Annotated in this window: 6 protein-coding genes; all 6 read left to right on the forward strand. The window is 37.7% G+C overall.

All coding sequences use genetic code 11. From position 1 onward, the window contains the following. Positions 1-19: 19 nt before the first annotated feature. The 6 genes from brxC (at position 20) to pglZ (ending at position 15,487) form a co-directional block, all read left to right on the forward strand. Complete coding sequence (gene brxC / locus IE155_RS01345) at positions 20-3,727, forward strand: BREX system P-loop protein BrxC (RefSeq protein ID WP_189376285.1); 3,708 nt, start codon at positions 20-22, stop codon at positions 3,725-3,727. A gap of 26 nt (positions 3,728-3,753) precedes the next feature. Further along, positions 3,754-7,503: a BREX-1 system adenine-specific DNA-methyltransferase PglX gene (gene pglX, locus IE155_RS01350; protein WP_189376286.1), complete on the forward strand. Its 3,750-nt coding sequence runs from the start codon at positions 3,754-3,756 to the stop codon at positions 7,501-7,503. Positions 7,504-7,561: 58 nt separating this feature from the next. Next, entirely contained in the window at positions 7,562-11,059 is a 3,498-nt protein-coding gene (locus IE155_RS01355) for a hypothetical protein (protein ID WP_229816936.1), read from the forward strand. Continuing rightward, positions 11,052-11,510: a response regulator gene (locus IE155_RS01360; protein ID WP_189376288.1), complete on the forward strand. Its 459-nt coding sequence runs from the start codon at positions 11,052-11,054 to the stop codon at positions 11,508-11,510. The genes IE155_RS01355 and IE155_RS01360 overlap by 8 nt, the downstream gene beginning before the upstream one ends. A 72-nt stretch (positions 11,511-11,582) precedes the next feature. Next, positions 11,583-12,734, forward strand: coding sequence for a 5'-methylthioadenosine/S-adenosylhomocysteine nucleosidase family protein (locus tag IE155_RS01365; RefSeq protein WP_189376289.1), 1,152 nt, complete (start codon positions 11,583-11,585; stop codon positions 12,732-12,734). A gap of 26 nt (positions 12,735-12,760) precedes the next feature. Beyond that, on the forward strand, positions 12,761-15,487 hold the full coding sequence (gene pglZ, locus IE155_RS01370) for a BREX-1 system phosphatase PglZ type A (protein WP_189376290.1): 2,727 nt from the start codon (positions 12,761-12,763) through the stop codon (positions 15,485-15,487). Positions 15,488-15,498: the final 11 nt, after the last annotated feature.

The following is a 15,498-nucleotide window of genomic DNA, read 5'->3' on the forward strand; positions in this document are numbered from 1 at the left end:
GTTAAGAAGGATAAAAAAAATGCAAATTAAAGACTTATTTATAAAAGACATAAATCGTCCAATCAATGGCGTAGTTAAAGCTGACCAATTAGAGAGCAACACTGTCTTTACTGAACTTGATGAATACGTCATCACCAAAGAACTCGCGACTCATTTTGAAGAGTTTTTTGATGCTTATATGCCGTCGGTACGTGACCCTAAGAAAAAAGCCGAATCAGGTAAAATCGGCGTTTGGGTAAGTGGTTTCTTTGGTTCGGGTAAATCGCACTTTATTAAAATCCTTTCTTATCTTTTGCAGAATATTACAGCAACGAATGGCGAGATTGACAGATCAGCAATTGAGTTCTTTAAAGATAAAAACCTTGATGGATTCTTGCTTGGTGAAATTGACACAGCCATAACCAAAGAAAATACGGTGATCTTATTCAACATCGACAGCCGAGCGAACACCGATGAAGGTGTTGATGCCATATTAAAAGTGTTTCTTAAAGTCTTTAATGAGCAAATGGGCTTTAGCGGTGATCACCCACACATTGCCCATTTAGAGCGTGAATTAGATCAACGTGGCGTATTCCAGCAATTTAAAGATGAATTTAATAGCTTAACTTCATCCAATTGGCTAGAAGAACGTGACGCGTATGATTTTTATCGTGACGACATGGCAGAAGCATTAGGTAAAGTAACTAATCAATCAACTGAGTCGGCTCGCCAATGGGTTGAGCAGTTAGAAAATAACTTTACCCTCGATATCGCCAATTTCTGTAAATGGGTTAAAGAGTATTTAGATGCAGATTTAAATCGTCGAGTCTTATTTTTTGTCGATGAAGTCGGCCAGTTTATCGGTAACAACACGCAGATGATGTTGAAACTGCAAACCATAACAGAAAACCTCGGCACTATATGTGAAGGTCGAGCGTGGGTAGTAGTTACCTCGCAAGAAGACATCGACTCTGTTATTGGCCACATGGCAGGTTCAAAAGGGCATGACTTTTCTAAGATCCAAGGCCGTTTTGAACGTCTATCGTTATCAAGTTCAAATACCAGTGAAGTTATCGAAAAACGTCTGTTATCTAAACAAGAGCAAGCGCGTCCGGTTTTACAAACCTTGTATGACCAAAAGGGCGATATTCTCCGTAATCAACTAGCATTTGATAGCACAACCACCGCAGAACTGGCCAATTACAAAGACGCCACCAGTTTTATTCATAGCTACCCTTTTGTGCCTTACCACTACAACCTAGTGCAAAAGATATTTGAGGCCATCCGAAAAGCGGGGGCAACCGGGCTTCACTTGAGTCGTGGTGAACGGTCATTGTTAGATGCCTTCCAAAGTGCGGCTAAACAAGTTCGCGATCAAGAAGTGGGCGTTTTAATTCCTCTGTATTACTTTTACCCAGCAATCGAAAGCTTCTTGGATACGTCCGTTAAAAAAGACATAGATCAAGCCGCAGAGAAAGACTCAATTTCAGACTTTGCGCTAAACATTCTCAAAACACTATTCTTGATCCGTTACGTTGACGTAATCAAATCGACTATGGATAACTTAGTAACCTTGTGTGTTAGCAAGGTAGACGAAGACCGTTTAACGTTAAGACGCGATATCGAGCAAGCACTCAATGCACTTGAAGCGAACTTGCTTATTGCACGTCAAGGTGATGAGTACATTTTCTTAACCAACGAAGAAAAAGAAATCGAAAACGAGATCCGCGAAACAGAAATTGAATTATCGGATGAAACTAAAAAGCTCAGTGATTTAATCTTTGACGATGTACTGCGCAGAGATAATATCTATCGTTATCCTGAAAACAAACAAGATTTTCCAATTAGCCGCTTCTGTAACGGCATGCCGCGTGATGGCTCACAGGAAAATGACTTAGTAGTTAAAATCATTTCACCTATCGATCCAAATTACGGCGAATATGATCCTACGGTTTGTGCTAACCAATCACAGGATGGCTTATCTTCTGGTGGAGCGGGCGCCATTATTATTAAGCTTGCTGATAACAACAAAGTTTTCGATGAAATTCGTACATTCATAAAAACTGATAAATTTTTACGCAGAAACACAGGTAATAGGCCAGAGCAACAGCAGTTGTTACATCAAAAAGGTTCTGAAAACCAAGACCGCAACCGCCGGGTTAAACTAGCCATTGAAGATCTATTAAAAGATGCAGAATTTTATGCTTTAGGTTCACAACAAAACCCTAAAGGTGGAGCAATCAGTTCCATCTTACAAGAGCTATACAAGTACGTTATCGAAAACACCTTCAGTAAATTAAAACTGGTTAAACCGTTTCCGGGCGATATTCGCAGAGAAATTCAAAACACCTTAGTTGCTGATGACATCGGTCAAATTGGTTTAGATTTGCAAGGTCAAGAAGCCAATCCACTTGCCGTTCTCGAAGTTGAGAAATTTATTTCGCTTGGTGATGATGCTGGTCGCCCAATCACAGCCGAAGACATTGTAAAGCGTTTCTCGAAACGACCTTTTGGTTGGAACGATGAAGAAATTGTGTTGATCATTTCTCGTTTAGCATTAGCAAACAAAATCTGCTTCCAAAGCCGTCAGCAAGACGTATCGCTAAAAAGTGCTTACGATAACTTAATGCAAGTGCGCAAACGCGCAGAGCTTCGAGTTCGTCGTATTAAGCAACAATCAGAAGCAAATCTAAAGCGTGCTGCGAAATTGTTTAAAGACGTATTCCAAAAGAATGCGCCAGAAAGTGAGAAAGAGTTGTTTAACGATGCGAAATCTAACTTTGCGACTATCAAAGGCAAGCTAGATGCGTTCGCCAACAAAGCCTCTACCGGTCATTATCCGGGAGTGAGTGAAATTGAAAGTTGCCGAGTGCTATTAGCCGGGTTAATTGAAACACAATCCAGCTTCCAATTTATTGAGCAATTCCTTGCAACCGAAAACGACTTACTTGATTTTGAAGAAGACTATCAAGATATCGAAGACTTTTATGAAACCCAGTTTGCTACATGGCAAAAGCTTCATAGAGCGTTAACCATTGATTTTGATAGAAACCGAACTGCATTAGAAAAAGACAACGATGCTTTAGCTGCATTGCAAAAGCTCGAAAATATCTACAACAAACCTCGCCCATATCGAGAGATTAAAGATATTGAGCCGTTAATCGAGTCAGTCAGCAAAGTTAATGATCAACTACTAAAAGAAAAACGAGCGCATGCAAAATCACGTATTGAGCACCGTATTGAGCAAGTGCAAAAGCAAATTGCAGCAGCGCATGTACCAAGCGAGTTAAGCAACAAAGCATTACGACCACTGCAATTAGCCTTACAAAGATTAGATGGCTTAAGTGGTATTGCCGAGATCTTACAAGAACAGGCAGATTCTATTAATTTAGAAGAAGACGCTTACGATTTAATCAATAAGCACATCGAAGCTCAGCAAGCATTAGCAGCAAAACAAGCTAAAGAGGTAGTATCTGAATCAGGTACTAACTCAAGCTTTACATCTACTTCTGACACAAGTAATGGCGGCTACGAACCGTCAACTACTGAACCTCAGCAAGTTGCAGAGCCTGCGGTAAACACACCAATTCCAAAGAAAATTGTGTCTATCGATACCGCAAGCATTATTCGTGATGTGAATGCCACAGGCGTCATTGAAACCGAGCAAGACATAGACGTTTACCTTGCGGCTTTAAAAGAAAAGCTCACCTCGTTAGTTAACAGCAATAACAAAGTGCGTATTCGTTAATTAAGGAAGAATTAGAGGCTAATTACATGAACACTAAAAACTTAAAAGCATACGCACCTAAAGCTCGTAGAGAATTTATCGCAGCCGTTAAAAAGCGTGCTGCCCAATTTGGCATTTATGAAGATCGCATCGAAGAAGTACGAATAGAAGGTGGCGCTGCCATTATTGAAGGTCGTGCATTTACTCGTAAAGAAGGTGAGCAGCGCAAGAGATTAGAAAGCAAAATAGCTGAACGAGCATCTGCGACATATAAAGAAAAGTACGATATGTTTGTTCGTGAAATGGCCTACACATGGTTTAACCGTCTTGCAGCCATTCGTTATATGGAACTGCATGACTATTTTGACCATGGTTTTCGAGTGCTATCTAATCCCAGTAACCCTGACGGCTTACCAGAAATTCTAAGTCACGCATCAGATGTTGCCGACAGCCTAGATTTAGAAAAAAGCCACATCATTGAGCTACAACTCGCAGGTGATAAAGAAGAAGAGCTATACCGCGAGTTACTTCTAGGCCAATGCCATCAACTAGCTAAAATAATGCCCCAGATCTTTAAAGGCTTAGGGTTTGAGGCACTGGATGACGCAACTGAATTGCTACTGCCAAACAACTTAACTAAAACCGATTCTATTCTAAAAGGACTGATAAACGATATCCCTGAAGAAGACTGGCAACAAATCGAAGTCATCGGTTGGCTTTATCAGTTCTATATTTCAGAGCATAAAGATGCCGTAATTGGTAAAGTGGTTAAATCAGAGGATATTCCCGCTGCAACTCAGTTATTTACCCCCAATTGGATTGTTAAATACCTAGTACAAAACTCGGTTGGTAGGCAGTGGCTGGCTACCTACCCAGATTCTGAGCTTAAAGGCAAAATGGAATATTATATTGAGCCAGCGGAACAATCTGATGAAGTCATTGAGCAGCTAAAAGCAATAACGCCAACAAGCATTGACCCAGAAGAAGTCAAAGTGCTCGACCCTGCCTGTGGCTCAGGGCATATCTTGGTTGAAGTTTATGAAGTATTGCGAGAAATATATCTAGAGCGTGGTTACCGACTTCGCGAAATCCCTGAATTAATTCTTACCAAGAACATTTACGGTTTAGATATTGATGATCGAGCAGCTCAGCTTGCAGGTTTTGCCTTAATGATGAAAGCGCGTGAAGATGACAGACGCATATTTGAAAGAATGAGCCAGCGAGTTGAAGATGGTGACGTGTCGCTTAATGTGTTCTCATTACAGTCTACTGAAGGACTAGATATCACCACAATATGGAAAGGCTTAGATTTAGAAGGCAATCAACAAATTGGCTCAACAGGTGGGCTTTTTGATGAATCCACCGACGTCATTCCCGCGAATGCGGGAATCTATAAAAAATACTTTGAATTACTGCAAACACTTAAAACCGCATTTCTTCAAGCTAAAACCCTTGGTTCATTAATTCAAATTGATGCTAAGCACTTAAAGAACCTATTGGTACTTAAACAACTTCTTATAGAAAAATTAGCAAACTCGGATACTCAGTCAAAACCTGTAGTAGAAAAGATTTTACCAATTGTAAATCAAGCGATAGTGCTTGCACAAAAGTATGATGCGGTATGTGCCAATCCACCCTACATGGGCAGTAAGGGAATGAATGCGGAACTAAAGGAGTTTGTTAATAATAGTTTTCCTCGAGCTAAGTCAGATCTATTTTCATGTATTAAAGAAGTTAGTTTTAATTTAACTAAAGAAAATGGTTACGTGGCGATGATTATAATGGAAACTTGGATGTTTTTGGCTTCATATGACTCATTTAGGGAGCACTTACTAAGTTCCAACACAATTATCGATTTGGTACATATGCCTTATGAGGGGAAGGGGAAAACGCCCTTAGGTATTAATTTCGGAACATCTGCTTCTGTTATTAGAAACTGCTTTATAGATTGCTACCATTCTCACTTTTCCAGTTTGAATTATAAAGAAATTGATGAAAAAACGGAACCTTTGGAGTTTCCATGTAATAACGATAGACGGAATGTATTACCACAAACTGATTTTCTTAAAATTAATGGACAGCCTTTAGCTTATTGGGCACCAAAAGAATTATTGGAAAGGTTTACTGACAAAAGGCTATTAGAAGAATCCTTTTTTACTTCCCAAGGAATGAAAACACTAGATAATGAAAGGTTTATTCGAGAATGGTATGAGATTGATTCAAGAAAGCTTTCCATTTCCAACACTTCAGATTCCAAAAAATGGTTTCCAATAAATCATGGAGGTAATTATAGAAAATGGTATGGAAATAATGAGTCAGTTATAAATTGGTTCAATGATGGTCAGGAAATCAAGCAGCTTGCCCAACAAAAATATAATAGCATCACTAGAACCGTAACTGGAATGGGTCACTATTTTGAAGAGGGCATAACTTGGACTGCTATTTCTTCAGGTAAGTTTAGTGTTAGGCGTTTTCCAAAGGGATATTTATTCACTAATGCTGGGATGTGCGCCTTCAGTAAGACAGGGTCTCTTGATCTAGTAACAAGCTTTTTAAACTCAAGTATTGTTTCAAAATGCTTGGAGTTCCTTTCTCCAACCATGAACTATGGCCCGAATCAAATTAAACAGCTGCCTTTCGAGATTAGTTTAGATTCGAAACAAAAAGCTATTTCATTATTTAATGAAGCATATGATATTTCAAAGCTTGACTGGGATAGTCGAGAAACCTCATGGGATTTCTATGGCCTACATTTATTAAAAATGAATCCATATAAAAATAGTACTCTAAAAAGCATTATGTCAGAGTATTTAGTTTCGTCAGCAAACGATTCGGAAAGACTTAGAGGAATAGAGCAGTCAAATAATCAGATTTATTTAGAAGAATACCGAATCGGGGATAGCATTCAATCAGAAGTAAATATAAATGAAGTGACACTACATTGTAATCTGCATAATAGATATAAACATGTGAAGGAATTAAAAGCGCGAGAGAGGGCTTTCATCTCAGAGACTATAGTCGAATTAATTTCATATTCGATTGGCTTAATTATGGGACGTTTTTCATTAAATAGAGGCGGTTTAGTTTATGCTAATTCTGGAAACGAAGGCTTCAAAGAGCGAGAAGCTCAAGGTGCATATAAAACATTTCCTGCCGACGATGACGGCATCATTCCATTGGCATCAGAAGAGTGGCTATTTGACGATGATGCTACCACTCGTTTTAAAGAATTCGTTAAAACCGTTTGGGGCGACGAGCACCTAACTGAAAATTTAGAATTTGTTGCTGAAAGCTTATGTCTACATGCTATTAAGCCCCTCAAGGGAAATAAAGGGCAAGGTGAAAGTGCAATGGATACTATCCGCCGTTACTTCTCAACGCAATTCTTTAAAGATCATTGTAAGACCTACAAAAAACGACCTATCTACTGGCTATTTAGCTCAGGTAAAGAAAAAGCGTTTGAGTGTTTAGTGTATCTACATCGCTATAACGAAGGCACCTTGTCTCGTATGCGTACTGAGTATGTTACACCGCTAATGGGTAAATACGATGCGCAACTAGCAAGACTCTCAGACGACATGGTTAACGCCTCCGGCTCAGAAGCTCGCCGCATCGAAAAAGACATCAAAGCATTGGAGAAAAAACAAGCTGAACTCCGCACATTCGACGAGCAGCTAAAACATTACGCCGAAAAACGCATCACCCTCGATTTAGACGACGGCGTAAAAGAAAACTACGGCAAATTCGGCAACCTACTAGCCGACGTAAAAAACATCCACGGAAAGGCGGTGAAGTAGTGTATTTAAGTATTAATAAATTAAATCATCGCTTATTGAACTCTATGGATGGAGTACAATGATGAAAAATGATCCAACTTTTAATTTTGTAAAAAATCAGTTTAGAGGTATTGTTGCTGTCTACAAGTCCAAAAAATTTATTAAAGACAAGACACTAACAGATAGCGCTGTCTTCAGGCAGGGTATTAAATCTTTGCTGCTCGAAAGTAGAACAAAATTTTCTGAAGGAAGGTTTAATGAGGTTATTTCGTGGGTAAACGCTAGTATTAAATCGCAACTTCCTGAGTTATCTCATCAGAAAATAGGTTTTGAAGAGCTTAGATTTGCTAAACCGGACACGAACAAAGTGTCAATTTCAACAGAAATGCTCTGGATAGCTAGTCGATTATCAGCAGAAGCACAAAACATAAATAAGTTCTTATCTTTTAAGATGAATATTGAAGCTCAAATTTTGAAAGGTAAGTACATAGATGTTTTGAGTGAACTTGCCGTTTTAGAGAAGGAGCTTGGTGCGTCACTATGGTCTATCAAGTTAAGAATTTCATTATTACAGACTAGCAAAGGGTTAGAGGCTCAGAAACAGTATACTAATGAAGTAAGGAATGTTTGGACTGGAGGAATTTTAAGTTACATCACATTGTTCGTCAGTGTTAGGAATGAAGACAGAACAACCATCGGCAAGTTTATAGATGATATCGAAACCAAGTTTTCCAACCCAAATATAGACCCTGAGCTTGTACCTCACCTGAGGTATCATTTACTTACAGAACTACCTAAAGATGAAGATAGCGCAATTGATTTGTTACTTATGGAACAAATGGGGTCGATTTATGACCTATACGAATTGCTAGTTTCAATGTTATTAGACAACCTTCATGCAAAAAGTTGGGCTATTAAAGATAACTCGTTAATTGAGATATTAAAGAAGCTAGGAAATATTCAAGACCTTAGATTAAACAAAATTTCCGAGATAAAGAATTTTCAACTATTCAATTCAACATTGCGCCAACGAGATTATTCAATTTCAGATTATTTAATCGATTCAGACTGCACCTCAAAACTGAGCATATATAAATCATTTAGGTCTAGTAGCGATTCATTTTTAGATGTGTGGAACCATATTTATATAGGTATTTGGCTCGGGTTATTAGGAAAAGACAATGGTTCATTAACTTATGAACCACATAAACTACCAATCTTACTTGGTAAAGCATTATCTGAAGAAAACCTTCTCAATGATGTAAAATACCTGATTAAACTGTCCGTTAACTATCATGGCTTATCTATATTTAAAGGAATAAAAGAGTTCTTACTTTTGTTACTGAAACAATCGACTAATTATGATGCATTGTGGAGTCCTCACACTATTGGGCTGCATAGTGAATCAATAGGTATTGAAGATTATCCATTGAGCGTGAATTGTGAGTTGGGTTCTAAATACCCTAATTCATTAACCAAAAATCTCTGGATGGGAAGAAATTCATCAAAAAGCATAGATGAACTGACGTTTGCACTGATGAGTGGGTTAAGACACATCGAATGCAAAGAGTACGAAATGTGTTTAAGTGTTATACCTCAGAAAATATCTTTGGAAATTCCATTTCCATTTAGACTTATTTTTACTCAAATGAAGCTATCAGCTTTGTCTTTTGAAAGACGTAAGAGTGAAGTGATTCATTTGATAAATGAGACAGTGCCTGAGAGCGCAGACATAATAGATATTGTGTCATTTGAGAGTGAACTAGTTGATTATGAGTATAAGGACTTTGAATGCGAAAATAACGTGCTATCAGCGCCAATTGCTCTTTTTATTGCATGGCTTAAAACAGAAGACAGTAAACTCCTATCATATTTAAGAATTGCAACTAAACAAGCGATTAAAAAGCTTAACCTTGAAAAGCCTTCAACAATGGTTGCGAGACCAGAAAAATACTCGAATTCACAATTAGTATTCTTTTTAAATTATATCTGCGTACCACAAGTTATTGATAATATTCGGTCGCTTAATGGAACAAAAGCTGTACTAAATGAGAGGCAATGTATTTGTCGCCTTCTAATAGCGTTAGATCCAATAAACGCAGATGAATACCATCAAGAAATAACTAGCATTGATGATGATTTATTGATGGAGGAAGGGAAAAGAGTTGTCGATCGAACGCGTATTTATGTTGATATGGACGCTCATAGTCGTTGGATGCTGAAAGAGTTGAAAGAAGACTATGAACGATATAAAGATTTACTAGACATCAATATTACTGGCGAACAGAATTACAGTGAAATAGTAGATGACTTTTTAAAGTCAGATGGGGCAACTAAAACTACTTTTCAACCTGATAACGAAGCCGATGCGGTACTACTTAGTCTCATAGTTAAAGCTAGTAATGACTTTCTTACAAATCCAAAGTATGGCTTAGATTATTATTTAAGTAAGCGCATTAGACATCAATCTTTTATCGGACTTATCAGAAGTCATTTGGAGTTTTCTAATCTAATAACTACTAGGGTAACCGAAGGTGAAGACTTTGAATATAATCATTTTTGGGTCAATAAATTTCATTCTCTAAGCCAAGACGAAAAAGATCAGTTAAACAATTTGTTATCAAAATTTGCAGAGGAATTTGACGATTTACTAATTCATGTAAGAGACAACATATTTCAGTTGAATACTGAAGATTGCCCAACTGGTCTTATTAAAATTGATTTCAATATCCACGTAATGTCATTGTTAAAACACTTCATCATTGAGACAAATGCCTCTTTTGAGGAGTTTGTTTATTACTCAAATATTTTCATGTGGGCATTTTTACAGCCTTCTTTGGAGAAAACAAAAGCATACATTCAATCTAATCTTAAACAAACAATAATGCACAGTGCGGACATATTAAAAGCGCATGCAAGAAAGCTAGCAGGTTTAGATCCAGCTTTTGAAGACTTTGAATTGCAATTAACTGACAAAACGGCCGCGGTACAGAGATCGTTAGAAGACGTTATGTCTTGGTTCACTCCATTAACAGGTGTATCAGCTGAAAGAGTTGTGATTAGTGTTGAGCAGGCTCTTAATCTCTCGATCAAAGCTGCATTAGATATGTTGAGACCGTTCGAGCCTAAATTGAACACAAAAATAATAAATGCCGATGATTTAAAGTTGCAACAACTGGGGCTTACTTTCTTAAACGACACCATATTTATTCTCTTTGACAATATTAAAGCTCATTCAGGCTTAAAAAATCCAGAGATTGAGCTTCGCATTGAAGTAAACAAAGACGAGGAAGTGATAACTGTTCATTGTGTTAACAACACAAGACAGTCGGATAGGGCTAGGCTTAAGCAAGAAATTGATAAAATTAAAGTTTTGATAGAGAACGGCAAGATTGGCGACCGAGCAAAGCTTGAAGGGCGTAGTGGATTTATAAAGTTAGCAGCCAGTATAGATAAGGCAACTAAAGGACATTTAGACTTTGATTTGCTTCGTTCTGGACAGTTCAGTCTCACTATTACAAATGACTTGGCTATTAAAGCCTTGCCGATGGAGCAAGTGAGGATTGTAAATGTATAAAGTTTTAATTGTCGAAGATGAAGAACCTAAATATGTTCATATCAAGAATCATATTCAACAAATACTCCCAATTGTTGTAGTGAGTCACGCTAAATCGGTAACTAGTGCAGTTGACAGATTAGAAGACAGTATTCCTGATTTGTTGGTATTGGATATGTCTTTACCAACATTTGATATTTCTGAGGAGGAAAGTGGTGGCAGGCCACAAGGCTTCGGAGGCATTGAGGTATTAAGAGAGATGCAAATAGAAAATTGGCGATGCCCAACAATCGTTATTACTGGCTACTCTGCGTTTCAACGTGATGGAGTCCAGAGAGTGAGTTTAGACGAACTGTCAACTGAACTAATGAAAGAATTCCCAGATTTTTTAAAAGGCGTTTTGCATTTTAATTCTTCTTTTAGTGAGTGGCAGGTAGAACTTGAAAAAATAATAGCTAGCACGGGAGCTTGATTAAGTATGAAAATCCTAATTGTAGACGATGAAGCTCCTAGATACTCGGTTCTTATAAAGAGCCTTGTAGATATGGGCATAGAGCGCTCAAATATATGTATTAGTGTTTCTAGCTCAGATGCTAGAGATAAGTTGGAACAGACTAAGTTTGATTTGTTAATTCTTGATTTATTAATTCCATTGTGGCCCGAAGATGAGCCTCATGAAAAAAACTCAGAAGATTTATTAACCGAGCTAAATGTATCTGATGAACTCAACAAACCTTCAAAAATAATCGGTATTACAGCGGATAAATCAGGATTAACTGGCACTGTTGAAAAGTTTGAGCATGAAACTTGGCATGTAGTGCAATATGAAGCATCTTGCTCTGATTGGGTTAAGAAAATTCAAAATTGTGTTCAATACCTGAATGACAACCCGGTAGAAGAGAATGTAAAAGAACACAAATTTGACTTAGCAATTATTTGCGCACTAGACGATCCAGAATTAACGGAAGTTTTAGCGTTAGATTGGAATTGGGAGCAGCCAAAACCCATTGATGACCACACTTTTATTTATGAAGGAAAATTCAAATCGGGAGGAAATGAATATTCCGTATGTGCTTCGCATTGCAGCAGAATGGGAATGGTTGCAACAGCAAATAAATCAGCAAGCATAATTAATTTATTAAGACCCAAAGTCATTGTTATGACTGGTATATGTGGTGGAATTAAGAAGAATACTGACTTTGGTGATGTAATTTTTGCAGAATGCGTATGGGACTACCAATCTGGAAAATTGAAAAAAGAAGGCGAAACATCTGTTTTTGAAATTGCACCTCACCAAATAATGGCATCAACTGAAATAAGATCAAAAATGGAGCTTTTCAAAGCTGATAAAGGTGTGATGTCGCAGATTAGCTCTGAATTTGAATATGATATAAATGTGACTCCCAAACTGTTGATAGGACCTATCGCTACAGGTGCAGCTGTTGTAGCAGACGCTGATTATGTAAACACTATCATATCTCAAAATCGAAAAGTTCTTGGTATCGAAATGGAGATATATGGACTTTATTCTTCAGTTGAAAACACCTCAGGAAACAAACCCAAAGTATTTGCTCTCAAATCAGTATGTGACTTTGCTGATTTAAACAAAGATGATGACTATCAAAAATACTGCTCTTATATGAGTGCAAACGTTATGAGGCGCTTTTTAGAGACTTTTGGCTGTCAAATTCTCTAATATACTATTTAAGTTAAGAGTTACTCATGAATTTAGAACAAATAAAACAAGGCATTCTAGCCAAATTTGATAAATGCCGACTAGTCTTCTGGCAAGATGAAGATGTTGAGTTTCAAGAGCAATTACCGGAAATTGAAACTGAGCTGAAATCAACAGGTGTAGAGCTAATCCGTTTGGATGAATACTCTCATTTTGAAATCAAGCAATGTGTTGAGCTAAAAGAGCCAGACACTAAGTTTTTGTTATATAGCAATAAAACCTTAAACGAGCCTACTCGTGATTGGCTTTACGATATGCGCCTTTATGCTGAGCATTTTTATGCTGATTCAAGCTCAATGATATTAAATGAACTTGGTATGCGTATGGAGTTTCGCCAAGACATTAGCCGCTATAAAAAGTTTTTTGGTAACCAGCAACGTTACAGCAAACTTAAGAAGTTATTACCTGAAGGCGCAGATAAGCAAGCACTAGAATTAGCAATGGTTGCGGTAGTTGCTAAGGTAGAATCCGTTAGTTTTACAACCATACTACATCAATTAATTTCACTATTTGTTGAGTCTCCAAATAAGTGTGATGAAGCCATTGCCGAATTAGAAAAATATGATCTAACCAAGATATTTTGGCGTCATGCAGTAGAAGAGTTTGGTTATATTGCGCTGGGTAACTGGATAAATGATGAAGATGCAGACATGCCAGTTGCAAATGTTAAAGACTTAATTACTAAACTGTTAGTAACCGATTGTTACCATGGTTTACAGGCATCTGGCGTTTCAATTAGTAAAACGGACTTTGCTACAAGTCTTTCTGCACATGTATTACCACTTACTATTGATTCCGAAAGCTTGGACAAGCTTCCCAAGGCTATTAGAGAGCTAATAGGCAATGCAGCTGCGAAGCGAGCAGCTGTGGTTAGTTTTGTTTCTTCTTGGCGCGAGAGCCGTACTTTGTCTGCATCGTACAACGACATAGTTAGAGAAGTCGCAGATGAATTAGAAATAAAACACAAGTTAGCTGAGTTTAAAAATCCGAGTAACTTCATAAATGTTGAGACCTTCATTGAAGTTGAACAGCAGTTGATCAAATTAATTGCGACAGACTTACAGGCTTATTCTGCTAATGAAATCAGTGATTGGGTGTCGACTAAATTATATGGCCATTGGTGCAGTGTCGATAAAAATTATCAATACCTGTTCGCTTCTCTTCGCGCTGCAAAAGAGTTCTACGACTTAAGAGATAAGTACTTTGATGGTTTTTATTTCGACAGTGCGAAGGCTCTCTATAAAACATACGAATCAGAGCTTTATAAGTTTGATCATGCCTATCGGATTTTTTTTGAAAACTTCATTAATTTACGTAAGAACAATGGCGGTGACTTATTACAAAGTTTAGGTTTAGTTGATGATATTGAAAATCTTTATGTGAATTGGTACTTGAATGACTTAGCCATAGCATGGGGTAAATTGGTTGATAGCGAGAGTCTTCTTGATAATTGGAAGATTGTAGGCGTTCATAATCAACAACACTTTTATCAACAAGAAGTGCGTGGCCTATTAAGAAATACTCAAGCCAAACGTATTTTTGTGATTATTTCAGACGCTTTACGCTATGAGGTTGCTCACGATATTTATCAGCGTATCAGTGATGAAGGGCGTTTAAAGCCTGAGTTAAAATCTCAGCTAGGTGTTGTCCCATCTTATACCCAACTAGGAATGGGAAGCCTACTTCCACACCAAAAGTTAACTGCGCATTTAGGTTCAAAAGTAGAATACAAAGCTGACGGTATTTCTGTACATGGTCATGACAACCGTCAAAAGGTGTTGTCCAAGCATAACGGCGTTGCTTTTAAAGCCGATGAGGTTTTCAAGTGGACAAGACAAACGGCTAAAGAGCAAATTGGTGAAGCTGAAGTTGTCTATATTTATCACGATATGATTGATGCCATAGGCGATAAGCAAAGTACTGAAAATCAGACTTTTGAAGCTGCACAAGATACCGTTGTTGAATTGATCGAGTTGATAAAGCGGATCTTTAACCGTTTAAATGGTAGTCGAGTGCTATTAACAGCTGATCATGGCTTTTTATTTAAAATGACCGATTTAACGGATTCAGATAAAACCGCTCATAAGTCAAAACCTAAAGGCGCAATTGAAGATAAAAAACGTTATGTGATTGGTTCAAATTTGCCTTCAGATGATTTTTATTGGACTGGGAAAATAGCCAATACAGCTGGAATTGACCCTGCTTTAGGCGATGATGCAGAATTTATTGTGCCTAGAGGTAGTAATCGATTCAATTTTGTAGGCGGTGCTAAGTTTATCCATGGTGGCATTATGCCGCAGGAGATTTGTGTTCCTGTGCTTCAAGTTCGTGAGCTTGATACTAAAGCACAGACAAAATTAGCTAAACAAAAAGTTGGTGCTGTTCCTTTACAGAACCCCATTAAAATTGTTTCAAATATCGATAGGATTTCATTTTTACAAACTGACCCAGTCGGCGACAAGTTTAAAGCTCGTAAGTTGGAGCTTTGGATTGAAGACCCTTTTGGTAAACAGGTGAGTTCTAAAGAGGAGCATACATTTGATTCAGTTTCAGAAAAGCTCGATGAACGTAAACGTAATATTCAAATTAAATTAGAAGGCAGCGGCTTTGATCGCACAATAAGTTATAAATTGATAATGGAAGATACTGAGAGTAAAACCAAAACAACACACTCCGTTATTATTGATTTAGCCTTCGAAGATGACTTTTTTTAGGGGATAGCGCA

Origin of the sequence: Thalassotalea profundi, assembly GCF_014653195.1 — a bacterium.
Classification (GTDB): domain Bacteria; phylum Pseudomonadota; class Gammaproteobacteria; order Enterobacterales; family Alteromonadaceae; genus Thalassotalea_B; species Thalassotalea_B profundi.

Bases quoted from the DNA above. Each gene is read 5' to 3' on its own strand.
- pglX (WP_189376286.1), top strand. From the start codon at position 3,754: ATGAACACTAAAAACTTAAAAGCATACGCACCTAAAGCTCGTAGAGAA.
- IE155_RS01365 (WP_189376289.1), top strand. From the start codon at position 11,583: ATGGGCATAGAGCGCTCAAATATATGTATTAGTGTTTCTAGCTCAGAT.
- pglZ (WP_189376290.1), top strand. From the start codon at position 12,761: ATGAATTTAGAACAAATAAAACAAGGCATTCTAGCCAAATTTGATAAA.
- IE155_RS01355 (WP_229816936.1), top strand. From the start codon at position 7,562: ATGATGAAAAATGATCCAACTTTTAATTTTGTAAAAAATCAGTTTAGA.
- IE155_RS01360 (WP_189376288.1), top strand. From the start codon at position 11,052: ATGTATAAAGTTTTAATTGTCGAAGATGAAGAACCTAAATATGTTCAT.
- brxC (WP_189376285.1), top strand. From the start codon at position 20: ATGCAAATTAAAGACTTATTTATAAAAGACATAAATCGTCCAATCAAT.